Source organism: Pseudomonas rustica (genome assembly GCF_049959085.1).
Lineage (GTDB): Bacteria > Pseudomonadota > Gammaproteobacteria > Pseudomonadales > Pseudomonadaceae > Aquipseudomonas > Aquipseudomonas rustica.
In genome coordinates, this window is record NZ_CP188200.1 from 724,310 (window position 1) to 743,142 (window position 18,833).

General features: G+C 57.4%; 22 protein-coding genes. 19 read left to right on the forward strand and 3 right to left on the reverse strand.

The annotated features are described in order from the left end of the window. Positions 1-36 precede the first annotated feature (36 nt). A complete protein-coding gene (locus ACP3TY_RS03460; RefSeq protein ID WP_426619254.1) occupies positions 37-954 on the reverse strand; it encodes a putative 2-dehydropantoate 2-reductase in 918 nt (305 codons plus the stop codon). Between the two features lie 140 nt (positions 955-1,094). Here ACP3TY_RS03460 and ACP3TY_RS03465 point away from each other — a divergent pair, with 140 nt between their 5' ends. Both ACP3TY_RS03465 and ACP3TY_RS03470 read left to right on the forward strand, forming a co-directional pair. Beyond that, a complete protein-coding gene (locus ACP3TY_RS03465; protein ID WP_008080210.1) occupies positions 1,095-1,580 on the forward strand; it encodes a YajQ family cyclic di-GMP-binding protein in 486 nt (161 codons plus the stop codon). Positions 1,581-1,732: 152 nt separating this feature from the next. Then, the gene (locus ACP3TY_RS03470; RefSeq protein WP_053123098.1) at positions 1,733-2,575 is read left to right on the forward strand and encodes a mechanosensitive ion channel family protein; all 843 of its coding nucleotides are present in this window, start codon (positions 1,733-1,735) and stop codon (positions 2,573-2,575) included. 228 nt (positions 2,576-2,803) lie between these two features. Here ACP3TY_RS03470 and ACP3TY_RS03475 read toward each other — a convergent pair whose 3' ends face one another. Continuing rightward, complete coding sequence (locus ACP3TY_RS03475) at positions 2,804-4,129, reverse strand: OprD family porin (RefSeq protein ID WP_053123096.1); 1,326 nt, start codon at positions 4,127-4,129, stop codon at positions 2,804-2,806. Positions 4,130-5,026: 897 nt separating this feature from the next. Here ACP3TY_RS03475 and ACP3TY_RS03480 point away from each other — a divergent pair. Next, positions 5,027-5,452, forward strand: a complete 426-nt coding sequence (locus ACP3TY_RS03480; RefSeq protein WP_053123094.1) for an HIT domain-containing protein — start codon at positions 5,027-5,029, stop codon at positions 5,450-5,452. A 3-nt stretch (positions 5,453-5,455) separates the two neighbouring features. After that, positions 5,456-5,662, forward strand: coding sequence for a SlyX family protein (locus tag ACP3TY_RS03485; RefSeq protein ID WP_053123092.1), 207 nt, complete (start codon positions 5,456-5,458; stop codon positions 5,660-5,662). Positions 5,663-5,728: 66 nt separating this feature from the next. On the opposite strand, the gene ACP3TY_RS03490 is transcribed toward ACP3TY_RS03485, so the two are convergent. Beyond that, positions 5,729-6,331 (reverse strand): cold-shock protein, encoded by a 603-nt coding sequence (locus ACP3TY_RS03490; RefSeq protein WP_053123090.1) that lies wholly within the window; start codon positions 6,329-6,331, stop codon positions 5,729-5,731. A 313-nt stretch (positions 6,332-6,644) separates the two neighbouring features. Between ACP3TY_RS03490 and ACP3TY_RS03495 the strand changes: the two genes are divergently transcribed. The 15 genes from ACP3TY_RS03495 (at position 6,645) to ybgF (ending at position 18,752) form a co-directional block, all read left to right on the forward strand. Continuing rightward, entirely contained in the window at positions 6,645-7,115 is a 471-nt protein-coding gene (locus ACP3TY_RS03495; protein WP_053123088.1) for a Dps family protein, read from the forward strand. A 182-nt stretch (positions 7,116-7,297) separates the two neighbouring features. Beyond that, a complete protein-coding gene (locus tag ACP3TY_RS03500) occupies positions 7,298-7,636 on the forward strand; it encodes a ribbon-helix-helix domain-containing protein (protein WP_426619255.1) in 339 nt (112 codons plus the stop codon). Between the two features lie 133 nt (positions 7,637-7,769). Then, positions 7,770-7,991 (forward strand): FmdB family zinc ribbon protein, encoded by a 222-nt coding sequence (locus ACP3TY_RS03505; RefSeq protein ID WP_053123084.1) that lies wholly within the window; start codon positions 7,770-7,772, stop codon positions 7,989-7,991. A gap of 109 nt (positions 7,992-8,100) precedes the next feature. Continuing rightward, positions 8,101-9,876, forward strand: coding sequence for an aspartate--tRNA ligase (aspS, locus tag ACP3TY_RS03510; RefSeq protein WP_053123083.1), 1,776 nt, complete (start codon positions 8,101-8,103; stop codon positions 9,874-9,876). A gap of 128 nt (positions 9,877-10,004) precedes the next feature. Beyond that, on the forward strand, positions 10,005-10,751 hold the full coding sequence (locus ACP3TY_RS03515; RefSeq protein ID WP_016983823.1) for a YebC/PmpR family DNA-binding transcriptional regulator: 747 nt from the start codon (positions 10,005-10,007) through the stop codon (positions 10,749-10,751). 156 nt (positions 10,752-10,907) lie between these two features. Beyond that, positions 10,908-11,435: a crossover junction endodeoxyribonuclease RuvC gene (ruvC, locus tag ACP3TY_RS03520; protein WP_008080220.1), complete on the forward strand. Its 528-nt coding sequence runs from the start codon at positions 10,908-10,910 to the stop codon at positions 11,433-11,435. Between the two features lie 114 nt (positions 11,436-11,549). Beyond that, positions 11,550-12,158, forward strand: a complete 609-nt coding sequence (gene ruvA, locus ACP3TY_RS03525) for a Holliday junction branch migration protein RuvA (RefSeq protein ID WP_053123081.1) — start codon at positions 11,550-11,552, stop codon at positions 12,156-12,158. Beyond that, positions 12,159-13,220, forward strand: a complete 1,062-nt coding sequence (ruvB, locus tag ACP3TY_RS03530) for a Holliday junction branch migration DNA helicase RuvB (RefSeq protein ID WP_053123079.1) — start codon at positions 12,159-12,161, stop codon at positions 13,218-13,220. A gap of 127 nt (positions 13,221-13,347) precedes the next feature. Further along, on the forward strand, positions 13,348-13,815 hold the full coding sequence (gene ybgC, locus ACP3TY_RS03535) for a tol-pal system-associated acyl-CoA thioesterase (protein WP_053123077.1): 468 nt from the start codon (positions 13,348-13,350) through the stop codon (positions 13,813-13,815). Beyond that, on the forward strand, positions 13,805-14,500 hold the full coding sequence (tolQ, locus tag ACP3TY_RS03540; protein WP_008080223.1) for a protein TolQ: 696 nt from the start codon (positions 13,805-13,807) through the stop codon (positions 14,498-14,500). The genes ybgC and tolQ overlap by 11 nt, the downstream gene beginning before the upstream one ends. 23 nt (positions 14,501-14,523) lie before the next feature. Continuing rightward, a complete protein-coding gene (gene tolR / locus ACP3TY_RS03545) occupies positions 14,524-14,976 on the forward strand; it encodes a protein TolR (RefSeq protein WP_161806672.1) in 453 nt (150 codons plus the stop codon). Further along, a complete protein-coding gene (gene tolA / locus ACP3TY_RS03550; protein ID WP_053123075.1) occupies positions 14,976-16,055 on the forward strand; it encodes a cell envelope integrity protein TolA in 1,080 nt (359 codons plus the stop codon). Before tolR ends, tolA begins: the two co-directional genes overlap by 1 nt. 17 nt (positions 16,056-16,072) lie before the next feature. Continuing rightward, entirely contained in the window at positions 16,073-17,353 is a 1,281-nt protein-coding gene (gene tolB / locus ACP3TY_RS03555; protein WP_172680149.1) for a Tol-Pal system beta propeller repeat protein TolB, read from the forward strand. Positions 17,354-17,405: 52 nt separating this feature from the next. Continuing rightward, positions 17,406-17,903: a peptidoglycan-associated lipoprotein Pal gene (pal, locus tag ACP3TY_RS03560; protein ID WP_003178634.1), complete on the forward strand. Its 498-nt coding sequence runs from the start codon at positions 17,406-17,408 to the stop codon at positions 17,901-17,903. Positions 17,904-17,909: 6 nt separating this feature from the next. Then, positions 17,910-18,752, forward strand: coding sequence for a tol-pal system protein YbgF (gene ybgF / locus ACP3TY_RS03565; protein ID WP_053123074.1), 843 nt, complete (start codon positions 17,910-17,912; stop codon positions 18,750-18,752). The last annotated feature ends 81 nt before the right edge of the window (positions 18,753-18,833 follow it).

Below are 18,833 nucleotides of genomic sequence, written 5' to 3' on the forward strand. Positions count from 1 at the left end.
CGCAGCAAAGGAACAAGTGGCCAGCGTAGCCGCTGCTCAGTCGCTGGGCAATCCAAGGCTGTGCAGATGCGCGACGAGGCGCTGCTGCAACTGGTTGAGGTGCGGCAGATTCAATTGATGACGGGTGGCGACTTTGCAGGCGTGGCCCAATAGATAGCTGATTTCGGTGCGGCGTTGGTTGGCGACGTCCTGATACATCGACGAGTAATTGGTCGCCGTCGCCTGAATCACCCGTTCGACTTCCTGTTGCAGGTTTTCAGCAGCAGCGGGTTGGCCGCAGTGCTGCAACAACTCGGCGAGTTCGGCACACAGCGTGGCGACTTCGCAGTGATGATCCTGCAAACCACCGTTGCGGCAGTGGTGCAGCACGGTCAGTGGATTGATCGCGCAGTTGAGCGCCAGTTTGCGCCACAGCCGCGTGAGGATGTCGGTGCTCCATTCGTGGGGAATGTTCGCGGCTTGCAGATCGTCCAGCCAGATTGGCGCAACCGGTTGAGTGACATCGCCCAGCCAGGTGAAGCCGTGACCGGCGAACACCACGCGCCAGTCGCCGTCGCGAAACGCGCCTTCGGTGCTGGACGCGCTAATGCAGCGCGCTTGCGGAACGCGCGTGGCGACGGCGTCCTGACTGCCGAGGCCGTTCTGCAACAGGATCAGTTCGGCATCCGCTGTCAGGCGCGGAGCGAGGCGGGCGATGGCACTTTCGGCGTCGTAGGCTTTGCAGGCGACCAGCAGTCGGCGAATTGGCTCAGGGCTGTCGGCGGTTTCGCCCGGCACCGCATACGTGCTGGCCTGGCCGTGTTCGACGAGCGTTAGCCCGCCGGCCGCTTCATAACTGCGCAGGCGTTCGGCATCGCGCACGATCAATTTCACCGGCAAACCAGCCCGGGCCAGACGCGTGGCCCACAGTGTGCCGAGGCTGCCGGCGCCGAGGACGTGCCAGGTGGTCGACATCAGTTTTTTGCTCGATTGCGTACAGGCATGTGCGGCTCGCCGTGTTCGTAGGAAAAGACCCGTTATAATGAGCCCGATTTTAACCGCAAGCCAAGCGCGCTCCATCCTCATCGAGCGCGCCTTTTTATTGGAGAGATTACATGCCGTCGTTCGACGTGGTATCCGAACTGGACAAACACGAACTCACCAACGCGGTCGAGAACGCCGTGAAGGAACTCGATCGTCGTTATGACCTGAAAGGCAAAGGCAGCTTCGAGTTCAAGGAAAAAGACCTGACCGTGAGCCTCACCGCTGAAGCCGGGTTCCAGCTCGAAGCGATGATCGAAATCCTCAAGCTGGCGCTGGTCAAGCGCAAGATCGATGTGCAGTGCCTTGAGGTCAAGGACGCTTATGCATCGGGCAAGCTGATGAAGCAGGACGCCATCCTCAAGGAAGGCATCGACAAAGAACTGGCGAAGAAAATCGTCGGCCACATCAAAGACGCCAAGCTGAAAGTGCAGGCCGCCATTCAGGGCGAGCAAGTGCGCGTGACCGGCAAGAAGCGTGATGACCTGCAAGAAGCCATCGCTGCACTGCGTGCCAAGGAATTCGGCATGCCGCTGCAGTTCAACAACTTCCGCGACTAAGCTCGGTCAGATGACCTGTGGGAGCGAGCTTGCTCGCGAAAGCGGTGTGTCAGTCAACTCATTGGCTGAATGACCCAGCGCTTTCGCGAGCAGGCTCGCTCCCACATTTGTTTTGAATACACCCCGGAAAGCCGGAAATCAGGAGATAGAAGATGGATTTGAATGCTGAGGTAGACCAGTTGGTCAAGGCATCCCAGGCGTGGATCCCGATGATCATGGAATACGGCAGCCGCGTGCTGCTGGCAGTGATTACCCTGGCCATCGGCTGGTGGCTGATCAACAAGGTCACGCAAAAACTCGGCGGTCTGCTGGCTCTGCGCAATGCTGACCTGGCGCTGCAAGGTTTTATCAGCAGCCTGGCCAACATCATTCTCAAAGTGCTGCTGATCGTCAGCGTCGCGTCGATGATCGGCGTGGAAACCACCTCGTTCGTTGCCGCAATCGGTGCTGCCGGTCTGGCCATCGGTCTGGCGTTGCAGGGCAGCCTGGCGAACTTCGCCGGTGGCGTGCTGATTCTGCTGTTCCGTCCGTTCCGTATCGGTGACTGGATCGAAGCGCAGGGCGTGGCGGGTACTGTCGACAGTATCCAGATCTTCCACACCGTACTGCGTACCGGCGACAACAAGACCATCATCATGCCTAACGGCAACCTGTCGAACGGCATCATCACCAACACCAATCGTCAGCCGACCCGCAAGGTGGTGTTCGATGTGGGCGTTGATTACGAAGCCGATCTGCAAAAGGCCCGTCAGGTGCTGCTGGATCTGGCCAACGACGAGCGCATTCTGCAAGACCCGGCGCCGCAGGCGGTAATTTCGACGCTGGGTGACAGCGCGATCACCGTTTCCCTGCGTGTGTGGGTTAAAACTGCAGACTACTGGGACGTGATGTTCATGTTTAACGAGCAGTCGCGTGATCGTTTAAAAACCGCTGGTATTGATATTCCTTTTCCGCAGCGAACCATTCGCGTAGTTCAGGAAACAGCAGCGCAGTAACAACCTTGATACCTGGCTTTGCAGTCAGTTAATCAATAAAGACCCAAGAGCTGTTCACACTCTTGGGTTTTTTATGGCCGTCATTAAAGTTCGCCAGCTAATAGATAGCTGACTAATCTTTGTCATTCGAATGCAGTTAAGCCAGGCATAAAAAAACCGCCCACCTGAAGCAGGTGAGCGGTTCTTGTTTAGAGCAGAGCTCTACAGTACTTCAGCTGTGCATCCCTATTAGAGGATGTTCAGTGGGTACTCAACGATCAGACGCACGTCGTTGTTGTCAGACGAGTAGCCGCTGTAAGCACCGTTCGAACGGTACATGGCATAACGCAGACGGAACGACAGGTCTTTGGCTGGACCTTCTTGCAGAACGTACTTGGACTCGGCGTTCCACTCGTTCTCTTTACCTTCACCCAGACCGTTGGTCTCGATGTTGTCACCCATCACGTAACGGGTCATGAAGCTCAGGCCAGGAACGCCGTAGTCTTTCATGTTGATGTCGTAGCGAGCCTGCCAGGATTTCTCTTCGCGACCCACGAAGTCGGAGATCTGGATGGAGTTGGCTACGAAGATTGTGCTGTTACCGTCAACGCCATAGTAGTAAGCGTTGTCGCCGCTCGACTGCTGGTAGGCAACGGTGAACTTGTGCGCGCCCAGGCTGTAAGCAGCAGCCAGGGACCACAGGTTGTTGTCCACACCCAGAGTGCCGTCACCGATGGCGTCGACCAGGTCACCACGGCTGTCGCCCTTGGTTTTGTAACCGTTCAGGTCGAAGTTCAACGACTGAGTGTCGTCGATCGGCAAGGTGTAGTTCAGGTTGATGTAGTACTTCTTGAAGTAGTCATCAGCGTCGGAAGCAGCCAGTGCACCGGTGAAGTTGTCGGTGAAGGCGTAGCTGGCACCAAAGATATTGATGTTGGTCAGGCCTTTGCCGCCGTTACCGTTTTCATCAGGCAGACCGCCGATGCTGTCACGGCCCATACCGGTTTGCTTGCTCAGGGAAGTGAAGCGACCTGCGCTCAGTTCCAGACCTTTGATCTCTTTGGAAGTGATCAGGGTACCGGTCGCGACTTCTGGCAGCAGACGGCTGTCATCGGTAGCGAACACTGGGCTGGCAACAAATTGCTGGCCGTATTTCAGGGTGGTGTCGGAGAGACGGAATTTAACTGCGCCGCCGATTTTGCCCTGGGATTTTTCCGGGTTGCCGTCGCTGTCGCTGGCGAACAGGCCGTTACCGCGGTGGCCCGAGCCGCCGTCCAGTTTGACCGAACCCATTGCCATGGCGTCGAGACCGAAGCCGATGGTGCCTTGAGTGAAGCCCGACTCGTAAGTCAGCAGTTGGCTGACACCGGTGTCCTGGCGATAGCCAGCAGTACCGGAAGAGCCGTTGCCTGCACCGTTTTTAAAGTCACGGTTCATGTATTCCATACGAGTCTTCAGTTTCAGACTCTGGTCGCCGAAGAAACCTTTGGAATCATCCTGAGAAGACGCCACTGCGAACTGCGAGGTGCCTGCTGCAACAGCCAGTGCGATCATGCTCCACTTCATCACGCGCATCGTGATTTGCTCCTTTGGTTTTTAGAAGAGTACTGCCGTCCCACCTGTTTTATTATCTGGGCGGCTCTTTCTTTTTGTGTCGGCGCAAACTTATATCACGCCGACAATGTTGGCGATACTTGCGAATCTAACGTTTCACCTTCTTTACGACGCTGTCGCAGATGGCTTTGTAGAGGTCGCAAATTCACAGTACCGATGCAATCGGGTCTACAACTTTCTCGCTGTTTTTCTAGCCTTTTGCATCGCTAAAAAAGAGTCCCTGGCAAAACACTTGAATCTCCATCGGGCAACCCTGCCACTGTTTTTGTTGGGCTTGAGGCATCCACATCGTGTGGTGCGCTTATAGTCCATATGTGTACGAATGCAACAAGCGTGCACAAACCGCAATGTCGGTGCGGTTATTTTTCTGAACACCGCCTGTTACCCGTAAAAACCTTATAAATACGGGGCGCCAAGCCCCTTTCTACAAGGGCTTGACGCCATTCCGGCTATCGTGTTGCCAAGGCATCGGCCGCGTGCGACAGCCAAAAACGTTACCGGTTCACCCCGCCAGTGAGTATTCGGCGGATGCTTCGACGCCTGAGCGTAGACGCACTGTGCGGTTTTGGTGCAAAAAAAATGACACCCTGTCCTGTAATCACACAGTCCGGCATGTGGGTAATCTCGAACGCCTCAATGGTTTTCAGTCATTTACGCGTATTCGTTATCCCTCTCGGTTCCGTGCTGGTGCAGGGCGCCAATAAATGTCACATGTCGGGGCGTTCGGCGAAAGCGCCGCAGGGCACAGCTGTCGTGAAGACTGGCGTATTCGCGGTATGCTTCCGGTCTGTCGCTTGGTGCGCTGCCCATCGGGCTGGCCGCTAAGCTGAATATGTCGATCAGCCGGGAGTGCGCGCAGTGTTTGCTTTAGATTCACGACTTCAACAGGACACGCTGACCATCGGTGACTTCCCGCTCTGCCGCCTGTTGCTGTCCAACGACAGCAACTATCCATGGTTCATCCTGGTGCCTCGTCGCGACGATATCAGCGAGTTGTTTCAATTGGATGTCGCCGATCAGCAGCAGTTGTGGCTGGAAACTACCGCACTGGCCGAGTTGCTCAAGGACTTGCTGGACGCGGACAAAATGAACGTGGCAACACTGGGTAATGTTGTCAGCCAGTTACACATGCATGTAATTGTGCGCAAACGCGATGACGCCGCCTGGCCGGCGCCGGTCTGGGGCAAACACCCGGCCAAGCCATACAGTGCCGAGCAGGTTGCCGCGATTCGCGAGCGCTTGCGTCTGGTGTTGACCGAAGACTTCACGTTTCTGGAGGGCTGAAGCATGAGCCTGGAACAACGCGTTACCGATCTGGAAAGCCGTCTGGCGTTTCAGGACGACACCATTCAGGCGTTGAACGACGTGCTGGTCGCGCAGCAGCGCGTAGTCGATCGTCTGCAACTGCAGATGGCGGCGCTGCTCAAGCGTCAGGAAGAAATGGTCGGGCAGTTCGAGTCTTTTGAAGAAGAGGCGCCACCGCCGCACTATTAAGGTTTTTCTGAAGGCATAAAAAAACCGCGAACAGCCAGGCTGCTCGCGGTTTTTTATTGCCTTGGATCAGCGACGCGGCAGAGCAGCGATCACGTCCTCGGCTTGCAGGCCTTTGTCCCGGTTCATCACCGAGAACTCGACGCGCTGGCCTTCGACCAGAACGCGGTGGCCTTCGCCACGGATTGCACGGAAGTGCACGAAAATATCATCGCCGGAATCCCGGGAGATAAAGCCGAAGCCTTTGGAAGTGTTGAACCACTTGACGGTACCGGTATCACGATTGGTCATGTCATAGCTGGTTGGCGCGGCAGCAGGTGAAGAACGATAGAAGCTGACGGCCAGGTGCAGAACCACGGCAACCAGAGCGATCACCAGGGTGAACAGCACGGCTGGCTGGCCGGCGATGACAGGCATCGGCGCGATCAGGGTCAGGGTTTGCAGGACAACGGTCAGTACCAGAAGCGCGCTGACGAGGTTTTGCAGATGCTGACGCGGGCCTTTGTTCCAGTAAGGAATCACCGGGGCAATGATCAGGTTCAGCAGGCCGAAAAAGGCCAGGTAAAGTGCATCGGGTTGTTGCAGGTAGGGAACGGCTTCGGATTTCAAGCTAGGTATGAACGACAGCAGCAAAGCCGCTGCGCCCATTAGCAGGTGGACGATTTTCAACATTTTAATTGGCTCACGTTTATGACGGCTCACAAGGAAGAGCTGAAGGCGCACGGTTCGCTTCGGAACAAAAATAAGAGGCGTTGGACACGTACACGGCATCAGCCTATGCGCAACACCCCGAAAAATGGGGCATGGCGACACACTGCCTATTTAACAGCAAAGCCTGCGGCTACTCAAATCAGCCCGGCCAGCGGCACCGCGTCGGTCGATTTGTCGCAGCGTCTGTGGCCAATCAAGGCTGCGAGGTGTGGTCAGCCTTGCTAGAGTGGGTCTGCACCTGTTGGATGAATTCAATCGCCGTTAGGGGGTAAACATGGCAATCGATATCGGTATCAGTGAAGAAGACCGCAAATCCATCGTTGAAGGACTGTCGCGACTACTGTCCGACACCTACGTGCTGTATCTCAAGACCCACAACTTCCACTGGAACGTCACCGGTCCGATGTTCCGTACGCTGCACCTGATGTTCGAAGAGCAATACAACGAACTGGCGCTGGCCGTGGATTCGATCGCCGAGCGCATTCGCGCGCTGGGCTTTCCGGCTCCGGGCGCCTACGCGACGTACGCGCGTCTTTCTTCTATTAAGGAAGAAGAGGGCGTGCCGAGCGCAGAAGACATGATCAAGCAACTCGTCGCTGGCCAGGAAGCGGTGACCCGCACCGCACGCGGCATCTTCCCGCTGCTCGATAAAGTCAGCGATGAGCCGACCGCCGACCTGCTGACTCAGCGCATGCAGGTGCACGAAAAAACCGCGTGGATGCTCCGCGCGTTGCTCGAAGGCTGATCGAAGCGCGCCTGTAATCGTTGGGTTGCAGGCGCGCTGTCCAGACTCTTACTTGTTGCGTTGGCTTATCCTACGTGGCGGGTCAACAAGTCGTCTGGCTATAACTTTGCGTCTGCGTTTTTATGGAGGTCACAGGAAGTGGCTTTGAAAATCCGCAGAGATGGCAAAGGAGTGTCAACGATATGGAAGATGTAGACAGGCGCAACGACAGGGTTGTCGTGCCGCCCCATGAACTGATCGTCGATCCGTTCGTCAATGAGTTCGACATGGCATTGATCCGGCCGCTGTCGCGATCCGTGCGTTTGAATGGTTACGCCACCTGCCTGCGACTGGAGCAGGTGTACTGGAACATCCTCGCCAATATGGCGGCCAATAATTGCTGTTCGATCAGTTCGCTGTTGTCCCACGTCGACCGCGAGGTGCAGTTGCGTCACGGCGGAGTGAAAAATTTCAGTGCGCTGGTGCGGGTGGTCTGTGTGATGAACAGCGGCCGGGAGGTGGCGCCGGCCATCGCGGTCTGAACAGTGACGGTTGCAAGCGAGGTCGCGGCCCGTGCAGTCTTACGGCTGCACGGGCCGCATTTAATGGATATAATCCCGCTCTTTCGCCGCAAAGCCCTGCGCGCGGTAGCAATCTGATCGCCGAGACACCTCCATGCCGATGTACGATTATCAATGTGCTTCCTGTGGTCATCAGTTGGAAGCCATTCAAAAGATCAGCGCTGCACCGCTGGTCGACTGCCCTGCCTGCCAGGCGCCAGAGCTCAAGAAACAAATGTCCATGCCAGGTTTTCGCCTCAGCGGCAGCGGCTGGTACGAAACCGATTTCAAGACCGGCGCCAAGAAGAACCTGGCCGGTGGCGACAAATCTGACTAGGGTTCAGGCCCAGGTCGAACGACACGCGTGAGTGTCCCGATGGCGCACACAGTTTGAGTGCGGCGGGATCTCCACCGAATTTCGAATTACGAGAAGCGAAACCACTACCATGATGCGCAGCCATTATTGCGGCCAACTGAACGAAAGCCTGGAAGGTCAGGAAATTACCCTTTGCGGATGGGTTCACCGTCGTCGCGACCACGGCGGGGTGATTTTCCTCGATATCCGTGATCGTGATGGTCTGGCCCAAGTGGTATTCGATCCGGATCGCGCCGAGAGCTTCGCCGCCGCCGACCGCGTGCGCAGCGAATACGTCGTAAAGATCACCGGTAAGGTGCGTCTGCGTCCGGCCGGTGCCACCAACGCCAACATGGCGTCGGGCATGATCGAAGTGCTGGGTTATGAGCTGGAAGTGCTGAACGAGTCGGAAACCCCGCCGTTCCCGCTGAACGAGTTCTCCGACGTCGGCGAAGAAACCCGTCTGCGCTATCGCTTCCTCGACCTGCGTCGTCCGGAAATGGCCGAGAAGCTGCGTCTGCGTTCGCGCATGACCACCAGCATCCGTCGCTTTCTCGACGAAAACGGCTTCCTCGACGTTGAAACACCGATCCTGACCCGTGCCACCCCTGAAGGTGCGCGTGACTATCTGGTGCCGAGCCGTACTCACGCCGGTTCGTTCTTCGCCCTGCCGCAATCGCCGCAGCTGTTCAAACAACTGCTGATGGTTGCCGGTTTCGACCGTTACTACCAGATCGCCAAGTGCTTCCGCGACGAAGACCTGCGCGCTGACCGTCAGCCAGAATTCACCCAGATCGACATCGAAACCAGCTTCCTCGATGAAAAAGAGATCATGGGCCTGACCGAGCAAATGATCCGCAACCTGTTCAAGGAAGTGCTGGATCTGGAATTCGGCGAATTCCCGCACATGACCTTCGAAGAAGCCATGCGCCGCTACGGTTCCGACAAGCCAGACCTGCGTATTCCGCTGGAACTGGTCGACGTTGCCGATCAACTGAAAGAAGTTGATTTCAAAGTGTTCAGCGGCCCGGCCAACGATCCGAAATGCCGTATCGCTGCTCTGCGCGTACCAGGCGGCGCAAGCATGCCACGCAAGCAGATCGACGATTACACCAAGTTCGTCGGCATCTACGGTGCCAAGGGCCTGGCGTACATCAAGGTCAACGAGCGCGCTGCCGGTGTTGAAGGTCTGCAATCGCCGATCGTGAAAAACATCCCGCTGGAAAACCTCAACGCCATCCTCGATCGCGTTGGCGCCGTTGACGGCGACATCGTGTTCTTCGGTGCCGACAAGGCCAAGATCGTCAGCGAAGCCTTGGGCGCACTGCGTATCAAGCTCGGTCACGACCTCAACCTGCTGACCTGCAAGTGGGCACCGATGTGGGTTGTCGACTTCCCGATGTTCGAAGAAAACGACGACGGCAGCTTCTCCGCGCTGCACCACCCGTTCACCGCGCCGAAGTGCTCCCCGGAAGAACTGGAAGCCAACCCGGCCGGCGCGCTGTCCCGCGCGTACGACATGGTGCTGAACGGTACTGAACTGGGTGGCGGTTCGATCCGTATTCACCGCAAGGAAATGCAGCAAGCGGTATTCCGCCTGTTGGGTATCAACGAAGCGGAACAGGAAGAGAAGTTCGGCTTCCTGCTCGACGCCCTGAAATACGGTGCGCCGCCGCACGGTGGTCTGGCTTTCGGTCTCGACCGTCTGGTGATGCTGATGACCGGCGCCCAGTCGATCCGTGAAGTGATCGCCTTCCCGAAAACCCAGAGTGCTGCTGACGTGATGACGCAAGCGCCGGGTGTCGTGGACGCCAAGGCACTGCGCGAGCTGCACATTCGTTTGCGCGAAACGCCAAAGGCTGAGTAACACGGGCCTGAAGGCGCATCTTCGGATGCGCCTTTTTTCTATCTATAGAAAGCAGGTCGAGATTTTTTGTGTGCTGGCCGCTGCATGAGCAGGGCGGGCAACGTTTTAAAGAGAATTCGGAGCGAGTTATGGCTGGTCATTCCAAGTGGGCGAACATCAAGCACCGCAAAGAACGTCAGGATGCCAAAAGGGGCAAGATCTTCACCAAGTGGATCCGCGAACTGACCGTTGCGGCCCGTCAGGGCGGCGGTGATCCGGGCTCCAACCCGCGTCTGCGTCTGGCGCTGGATAAAGCGCTGAGCGCAAACATGAGCCGCGACATCATCGACCGTGCCGTTGCGCGCGGCGCCGGTGCGACCGAAGCGGACAACGTTGAAGAGCTGACCTACGAAGGCTACGGCCCGGGCGGCGTAGCGGTGTTGGTCGAGTGCATGACCGACAACCGCAACCGTACTGCCGCAGCCGTGCGCCACGCGTTCAGCAAGTGCGGTGGCAACCTTGGCACCGACGGTTCGGTGGCGTACCTGTTCGAGCGTAAAGGCCAGATCAGCTTCGCGCCGGGCGTCGATGAAGACGCACTGACCGAAGCAGCGCTGGAAGCCGATGCCGATGACGTGGTTGCACACGAAGACGGTTCGATCGACGTGTTCACCTCGTTTACCAGTTTCTACGCGGTGCGTAACGCGCTGGAAGCGGCCGGCTTCAAGGGTGATGACGCAGAAATCGTCATGCAGCCGACCACCAGCGCCGAGCTGGATCTGGAAGGCGCGGAGAAGGTGCTCAAGCTGATCGACATGCTTGAGGATCTGGACGACGTGCAGAACGTCTACTCCAACGCGGACATTCCGGAAGACGTGGCCGCTCAGCTCGGTTGATGTAAATAGAAAGGTCGCAGTTTTTGCTGGCTCTACACTTCACCTGTAGGAGCTGCCGAAGGCTGCGATCTTTGTGTTTTTAAAAGATCAAAAGATCGCAGCCTTCGGCAGCTCCTACCTGTACCCTCAGCTTTCGCATCAATTTCTGCAGGCGTTATGACTTTAATTCTTGGTATCGACCCCGGTTCGCGCATCACCGGTTACGGGATTGTTCGTGATACCGGGCGTGGCGGCTGTATCTATGTGGCTTCCGGCTGCATCCGCACCGGAGCGGGCGAGCTGCACGAACGGCTGCAAATCGTTTATCGCGGCGTGCGTGAAATCATTCAGACCTACGGCCCGGTCACCATGGGCATCGAAAAAGTCTTCATGGCGAAGAACGCCGATTCTGCACTGAAACTCGGGCAGGCCCGTGGCGCGGCGATTGTCGCTGGCGCCGAAGAGAGCCTGGAGATCGCCGAGTACACGGCGACTCAGGTCAAGCAGGCCGTGGTGGGCACCGGCGCCGCCAATAAAGAACAAGTGCAGATGATGGTCATGCATATGCTCAAACTGACCGCCAAACCGCAAATCGATGCATCCGACGCCCTGGCCATTGCCATTTGCCACGCGCACACCCGCTCCAGTCTGCTGCCGCACGGCTTGGGCACTGCACGCAGTCGTGGCGGGCGCCTGCGTCTCTGATAGCATCAGCATCAAATTTCCCGAAAGCGGATGCTTGCGCCTGTGTCGTCGGCCCGAAATCCGCGTTTCGACAGTCGCCAGCCCACGGTTGGCCAACGCTCAAGGATCTGAAACGTGATTGGACGCTTGCGCGGCACCCTGGCTGAGAAACAGCCGCCGCACCTGATTCTGGATGTAAACGGCCTCGGGTATGAGCTGGAAGTACCGATGACCACGCTTTATCGTCTGCCGTCGGTCGGTGAACCGCTGACCCTGCACACCCATTTGGTCGTACGCGAAGACGCGCAACTGCTCTATGGTTTTTCCGGTAAACGTGAGCGAGACTTTTTTCGCGAGTTGATTCGTCTCAATGGTGTCGGGCCTAAATTGGCCCTGGCGTTGATGTCGAGTCTGGAAGTCGACGAGTTGATCCGCTGCGTGCAATCCCAGGACACCTCGGCGCTGACCAAGGTGCCGGGCGTTGGCAAGAAGACGGCCGAGCGCTTGCTGGTCGAGCTGAAAGATCGCTTCAAGGCGTGGGAAACTTCGCCGGCTATGTTTGCGCTGGTACCGAATCAGCCGGATGGCCCGGCGCCGGTCAATACCGCCGAGAACGATGCCGTCAGCGCGTTGATTTCCCTCGGTTACAAACCGCAGGAAGCGAGCAAGGCGATTTCCGCGATCAAGGACAAGAATTTGAGCAGTGAAGACATGATCCGCCGCGCCCTGAAGGGAATGATTTAAGTGATTGAAGCTGATCGTCTGATCGCCGCCGCGCACAGCCCGCGTGAGCGCGAAGAAGTCCAGGATCGGGCCATTCGCCCGGTCAGTCTGGCCGACTATATTGGCCAGCCGACCGTGCGCGAGCAGATGGAATTGTTCATCCAGGCCGCGCGTGGCCGCAGTGAATCCCTCGACCACACGCTGATCTTCGGCCCGCCTGGCTTGGGCAAAACCACGCTGGCCAACATCATTGCCCAGGAAATGGGCGTGTCGATCAAGAGTACCTCGGGCCCGGTGCTTGAACGTCCGGGTGATCTCGCGGCATTGCTGACCAACCTTGAACCGCACGACGTGTTGTTCATCGATGAAATCCATCGCCTGTCGCCGATCGTGGAAGAAGTGCTGTACCCGGCGATGGAAGATTTCCAGCTCGACATCATGATCGGCGAAGGGCCGGCGGCGCGTTCGATCAAACTTGATCTGCCACCGTTTACCCTGGTCGGTGCCACGACGCGCGCCGGCATGCTGACCAATCCGCTGCGTGACCGCTTCGGTATCGTCCAGCGTCTTGAGTTCTACAGCACTGCCGATCTGTCGACGATTGTCAGTCGTTCGGCGGCTATTCTCGGTTTGCCACTGGATCCGGAAGGCGCCTTTGAAATTGCTCGCCGTGCCCGTGGTACGCCGCGTATCGCCAACCGTTTGTTGCGGCGCGTGCGTGATTTTGCTGAAGTCCGCGCCAAAGGGCACATCACCAAGTCGGTCGCCGATCTGGCGTTGAACCTGCTGGACGTTGATGAACATGGCTTCGACCATCAGGATCGACGTCTACTGTTGACCATGATCGAGAAGTTCGACGGCGGGCCGGTCGGTATCGACAGTCTGGCGGCGGCGATCAGCGAAGAGCGCCACACCATTGAAGACGTGCTGGAGCCGTACCTGATTCAACAGGGCTACATCATGCGCACGCCACGGGGCAGGGTGGTGACCCGGCATGCGTACCTGCATTTCGGTTTAAACATCCCGTCACGAATGGGCGAAATGCCCGTGGCAGACGAGTTTCTCGATGCCGTGGACGATTAATACACATTTGTTGTCGATTTATTCAGGGTTTGTACTGTCAGACGACGGTACTTTTGCGTTAAAGCTTTGAAACCATGAAAAACAGTTGCCTGGCCGGATTGGCAACCTGAGGAGTAAGCACTAGAGTATGCGCGCGCAAAACGGGCTTGGGCCGTTCGCACATCGTTGTCGCGTTTATTACGAGGACACCGATGCGGGCGGCATCGTGTATTACGTTAATTACCTCAAGTTTATGGAACGGGCTCGAACCGAGCGGCTGCGTGAACTGGGCTTTGCCCAATCGCAGTTGGCAGGGGAGGATCTGTTGTTTGTCGTGCATTCCAGCGAAGCGCGTTACCACGCGCCGGCGCGACTGGATGACGAACTGCTGGTAAGCGCTGAAGTAATCGAATTGAACCGTGCCAGCCTGCGCTTTAAACAGCAGGTCAGGCGGGCTACGGATAATGTGCTGCTCTGTGAAGGGCAGTTTTTGGTGGCCTGTGTGCGCACTAACAGTTTGAAACCCCGGGCCCTTCCCGAAGACTTGCGTGCGGCCTTTGCCGACGCGGTCGGCCCGGGTACACACTCAAAGCAGGAGATAAAGCGTGGAAGCTAACGTCGTCGACCATTCCTCCATGTGGAGCCTGGTCAGCAATGCCAGCATCGTGGTGCAGTTGGTAATGTTGACCCTGGTGGCCGCATCGGTGACCTCATGGATCATGATCTTTCAGCGCAGCAATCTGCTGCGTGCCGGTCGACGCGCCCTGGAGAGCTTCGAAGAGCGCTTCTGGTCGGGTATCGATCTGTCCAAACTGTACCGTCAGGCGGGCAGCAACCCGGATCCGGATTCGGGCGTCGAGCAAATCTTCCGCGCCGGTTTCAAAGAGTTCTCGCGTCTGCGTCAGCAGCCAGGTGTCGACCCTGAAGCGGTGATGGAAGGTGTGGCCCGTGCCATGCGCGTTGCCATCTCCCGTGAAGAAGAGAAACTCGAGCAAAGCCTGCCGTTCCTCGCCACCGTTGGTTCGGTCAGCCCGTACATCGGTCTGTTCGGTACTGTGTGGGGCATCATGAACTCCTTCCGCGGTCTGGCCAGCGCCCAGCAAGCAACCCTGGCCACTGTGGCCCCGGGTATCGCCGAAGCCCTGATCGCCACCGCGATCGGTCTGTTCGCCGCGATCCCTGCGGTTATCGCTTACAACCGTTTCGCCGCTCGCAGCGAAACCTTGCTGGGCCGCTACTACACCTTCGCCGATGAATTCCAGGCGATCCTGCACCGCAAAGTGCACACCAGCGAAGAATAAGCAGGTAATTTCCAATGGCTTTAATCGCTCGAGCTCGCAAAAAGCGCAAGCCGGTCGCCGAGATGAACGTGGTGCCTTACATCGACGTGATGTTGGTGCTGCTGGTCATCTTCATGGTGACCGCGCCGATGCTCAATCAGGGCGTGAAAGTTGATCTGCCCAAGGTTTCCAGCGAAGCCTTGCCGCAGGACAACAACACGCAAGTCCTGACCATTTCGATCAAGGCTGACAAGACCTACTACTGGAACCTTGGCAGCGAAGTCGATACCGAGAAGCAACAGGACAGGGCCATGACCCTGCCGCAAATGACCGACGCGGTGACCAAGATCATTCGTGCCGGCACCGAAGGCGGCAAGCGTACCCAGGTCTTCATCCGCGGTGACAAGACCGTCGATTATGGTTCCGTCATGGGCGCCATGGGCGGGTTGCAGAAAGCCGGGGTCGGTAATGTTGGTTTGATTACCGAGGCCCCCTGATGCAGCAACAGCGAGAGCCGTCCGCCTCGGAAAGCTACTTCTGGCCTAGTGTTCTGGCAATTGTCCTGCACGTGCTGGTGTTCGGCATGCTGTTCGTCAGTTTCGCCTTTACACCAGAGCTGCCGCCGGCCAAGCCGATTGTCCAGGCGACCCTGTACCAGCTGAAATCGAAAAGTCAGGCAACCACCCAGACCAATCAGAAGATTGCGGGTGAGGCGAAGAAATCCGCCGCGCGTCAGACCGAAGTCGAGCAGATGGAGCAGAAAAAGGTCGAGCAGGAAGAGATCAAGGCTGCGGCGGAACAAAAGAAAGAAGAAGCGGCTCAAAAAGCCGAGGAAGCCAAGAAGGCCGACGAGTCGAAAAAAGCGGACGAAGCGAAAAAGGCTGATGAAGCCAAAAAAGCCGACGACGCGAAAAAGGCTGAGGCGAAAAAGGCAGAAGAGAAACAATTGGCTGATATAGCCAAGAAGAAAGCCGAAGACGAAGCCAAAAAGGCTGCTGAAGAAGAGGCCAAGAAAGCGGCCGCTGAAGAAGCCAAGAAGAAGATTGTCGAAGACGCGAAGAAGAAAGCCGCCGACGACGCCAAGAAGAAAGCTGAAGCTGACGAGGCGAAGAAGAAAGTCGCCGACGAAGCGAAGAAGAAAGCTGCTGCCGATGCTGCGAAGAAGAAAGCGCAGGATGCGGCACGTAAATCGACCGAAGACAAAAAGGCTCAGGCCTTGGCCGATTTGCTTTCCGACACGCCGCAGCGCCAGCAGGCTTTGGCGGATGAGCAGGGTGACGAAGTCGCGGGCAGTTTCGATGACCTGATTCGTGCGCGAGCAGCAGAAGGTTGGGCTCGACCACCTTCGGCACGTAAAGGCATGACGGTCGTGCTGCAAATCGGCATGTTGCCGGACGGTACGGTGACTTCGGTCAGCGTGTCCAAGTCCAGCGGCGATGGTCCGTTTGATGCTTCGGCAGTGGCGGCAGTGAAGAATATTGGACGTTTGACAGAAATGCAGGGAATGAAGCCGAGCGATTTCGCTCCGTATCGTTCATTCAAGATGACATTCACACCTGAGGATCTAGCCTTGTGAGAAACCTTCTTCGAGGAATGCTGGTCGTGATCTGCTGCATGGCAGGGATCGCGATGGCTGATGAAAAGAACATTCTGGTTACCAGCGGCAGTGATCGGGCTACTCCGATCGCGGTTGTACCGTTTGGTATGCAGGGCGGTGCCGTCCTGCCGGACGACATGGCTGAAATCATTGGTAACGATTTGCGTAACTCGGGCTACTACTCGCCGATTCCAAAGCAAAACATGATCAGCCAGCCAAGCCAGCCGAGCGAAATCATCTTCCGTGACTGGAAGGCGGTGGGTGCTCAATACATGATGGTCGGCAGCATTGCTCCAGCCGGCGGTCGCCTGCAGGTGCAATGGGCACTGTTCAACGTCGCCACCGAGCAGAAAGTGGCTGACGGCAGCGTCTCCGGTACCACGGATCAAATCCGCGACATGGCGCACTTCATTGCTGACCAGTCGTTCGAAAAACTCACCGGTATCCCGGGTGCGTTCTCGACTCGCCTGCTGTACGTAACGGCCGAGCGTTTCTCCGAGAAGAACACTCGCTACACCCTGCAACGTTCGGACTACGACGGTGCTCGCGCCGTGACTCTGCTGCAATCGCGTGAGCCGATCCTGTCGCCGCGTTTCGCACCGGATGGCAAGCGCATCGCTTATGTTTCGTTTGAACAGCGCCGTCCGCGCATCTTCATGCAGAACATCGACACCGGTCGCCGTGAGCAGATCACCAACTTCGAAGGTTTGAACGGTGCACCGGCCTGGTCGCCGAATGGTGATCGTCTGGCGTTCGTCCTGTCGAAAGACGGTAACCCGGACATTTACGTGATGAACCTGGCTTCGCGTCAGATCACTCGCGTGACCGCAGGTCCAGGCATCAACACCGAACCGTACTGGGGCAAGGATGGTTCGACCATCTACTTCACCTCGGATCGCGGCGGCAAGCCACAGATCTACAAAACCAGCGCCAGTGGCGGCGGTGCGGAGCGAGTGACCTTCATCGGTAACTACAACGCCAACCCTAAATTGTCGGCGGATGAAAAGACCCTGGTGATGATCCATCGTCAGGACGGTTTCACCAATTTCAAGGTGGCAGCCCAGGATTTGCAGCGAGGTAGTGTAAAGATCCTCACTGATAGCACTCTGGACGAGTCGCCTACTGTTGCGCCCAACGGCACCATGGTAATCTACGCCACCCGCCAACAGGGCCGGGGAGTCTTGATGCTCGTGTCCATTAATGGACGCGTTAGGCTCCCGCTTCCTACCGCTCAAGGCGAAGTCAGAGAACCGTCCTGGTCCCCTTACCTGAAGTGAGCGGGCGCTACACGTTTTACTTAACACACTGGGGTTCATTAGGAGTTTCACGATGGAAATGCTGAAGTTTGGTAAATTTGCTGCGCTGGCTCTGGCCATGGCTGTAGCTGTAGGTTGCTCGTCCAAAGGCGGCGACAACGCCGGTGAAGGCGCTGTTGATCCAAACGCTGGTTACGGCGCAAACACTGGTGCCGTTGACGGTTCCCTGAGCGAAGAAGCTGCTCTGCGCGCAATCACCACCTTCTACTTCGAATACGACAGCTCGGACCTGAAGCCAGAAGCCATGCGCGCTCTGGACGTTCACGCCAAAGACCTGAAAGCAAACGGCGCTCGCGTTGTTCTGGAAGGCAACACCGACGAACGTGGTACTCGTGAGTACAACATGGCACTGGGCGAGCGTCGTGCGAAAGCCGTTCAACGCTACCTGGTACTGCAAGGTGTTTCCCCAGCTCAGCTGGAACTGGTTTCCTACGGCGAAGAGCGTCCAGTTGCTACCGGCAACGACGAGCAGTCCTGGGCTCAAAACCGTCGCGTCGAACTGCGTAAGTAATTCGATATGCGAACGTGCCGTCGTGCTGTAACTGTTCTGGCTCTCAGCCTCGCGCCGCTTGCGGCGTGGGCTGCGGTTCCTGTGGTCGATGACAACTCCGGTTATAACAATAGCGGGAGCAGTTATCCGCCTGCAGGTTACGGTACGAACGGCGCCTATGCCGGGGGAGCGGCTTCGGCCCCTGCCTCGGCACAAGGCATGCTGTTCAACCAATTGCAACAGATGCAGGATCAGATCTCGCGCCAGCAAGGCGTGATTGAAGAACTGCAAAATCAGGTTGCGCGCATGAAGCAGGAATCCCTGGAGCGATACCAGGATCTTGATCGGCGCATAGGATCCGGTGCTGCACCTGCCGCGACTCCCGAGAATTCTTCTGCCGGTGGCGACGCAAGCGCTGCTGCCGGTGCTGCCGCTGGTGCAGGGGCTGCTGCTGCAGCAACCCAGGCGCCGGCTGCGGGTAGCGAACCGGCTGATCCGGCCAAAGAAAAGCTGTATTACGATGCCGCTTTCGACCTGATCAAAGCCAAGGATTTCGACAAGGCCAGCCAGGCTTTTGCCGCTTTCCTGCGCAAATACCCGAACAGCCAATACGCGGGCAACGCCCAGTACTGGTTGGGCGAAGTGAACCTGGCCAAAGGCGATCTGCAAGGTGCGGGTCAGGCTTTCGCCAAGGTTTCGCAGCTGTATCCCAAGCACGCCAAAGTGCCGGATTCGCTATATAAGCTGGCTGATGTAGAGCGCCGCCTTGGTCACACCGACAAGGTCAAAGGCATTCTGCAGCAGGTGGTGGCCCAATATCCGGGTACCTCCGCCGCTCAGTTGGCCCAACGCGATCTGCAACGCATGTAAGGCTGTTTGACCTTTCAAGAAGAAACCCGCGCTTGTCGCGGGTTTTTTCGTTAGAATTCACGCCCTTTTTCTGAAACACGC

What these genes read in the sequence shown, in the direction of transcription:
- ACP3TY_RS03460 (WP_426619254.1), bottom strand. Translation starts at nt 954, where the DNA reads ATGTCGACCACCTGGCACGTCCTCGGCGCCGGCAGCCTCGGCACACTG.
- ACP3TY_RS03465 (WP_008080210.1), top strand. Translation starts at nt 1,095, where the DNA reads ATGCCGTCGTTCGACGTGGTATCCGAACTGGACAAACACGAACTCACC.
- ACP3TY_RS03470 (WP_053123098.1), top strand. Translation starts at nt 1,733, where the DNA reads ATGGATTTGAATGCTGAGGTAGACCAGTTGGTCAAGGCATCCCAGGCG.
- ACP3TY_RS03475 (WP_053123096.1), bottom strand. Translation starts at nt 4,129, where the DNA reads ATGCGCGTGATGAAGTGGAGCATGATCGCACTGGCTGTTGCAGCAGGC.
- ACP3TY_RS03485 (WP_053123092.1), top strand. Translation starts at nt 5,456, where the DNA reads ATGAGCCTGGAACAACGCGTTACCGATCTGGAAAGCCGTCTGGCGTTT.
- ACP3TY_RS03490 (WP_053123090.1), bottom strand. Translation starts at nt 6,331, where the DNA reads ATGTTGAAAATCGTCCACCTGCTAATGGGCGCAGCGGCTTTGCTGCTG.
- ACP3TY_RS03495 (WP_053123088.1), top strand. Translation starts at nt 6,645, where the DNA reads ATGGCAATCGATATCGGTATCAGTGAAGAAGACCGCAAATCCATCGTT.
- ACP3TY_RS03500 (WP_426619255.1), top strand. Translation starts at nt 7,298, where the DNA reads ATGGAAGATGTAGACAGGCGCAACGACAGGGTTGTCGTGCCGCCCCAT.
- ACP3TY_RS03505 (WP_053123084.1), top strand. Translation starts at nt 7,770, where the DNA reads ATGCCGATGTACGATTATCAATGTGCTTCCTGTGGTCATCAGTTGGAA.
- aspS (WP_053123083.1), top strand. Translation starts at nt 8,101, where the DNA reads ATGATGCGCAGCCATTATTGCGGCCAACTGAACGAAAGCCTGGAAGGT.
- ACP3TY_RS03515 (WP_016983823.1), top strand. Translation starts at nt 10,005, where the DNA reads ATGGCTGGTCATTCCAAGTGGGCGAACATCAAGCACCGCAAAGAACGT.
- ruvC (WP_008080220.1), top strand. Translation starts at nt 10,908, where the DNA reads ATGACTTTAATTCTTGGTATCGACCCCGGTTCGCGCATCACCGGTTAC.
- ybgC (WP_053123077.1), top strand. Translation starts at nt 13,348, where the DNA reads ATGCGCGCGCAAAACGGGCTTGGGCCGTTCGCACATCGTTGTCGCGTT.
- tolA (WP_053123075.1), top strand. Translation starts at nt 14,976, where the DNA reads ATGCAGCAACAGCGAGAGCCGTCCGCCTCGGAAAGCTACTTCTGGCCT.
- tolB (WP_172680149.1), top strand. Translation starts at nt 16,073, where the DNA reads ATGCTGGTCGTGATCTGCTGCATGGCAGGGATCGCGATGGCTGATGAA.
- pal (WP_003178634.1), top strand. Translation starts at nt 17,406, where the DNA reads ATGGAAATGCTGAAGTTTGGTAAATTTGCTGCGCTGGCTCTGGCCATG.
- ybgF (WP_053123074.1), top strand. Translation starts at nt 17,910, where the DNA reads ATGCGAACGTGCCGTCGTGCTGTAACTGTTCTGGCTCTCAGCCTCGCG.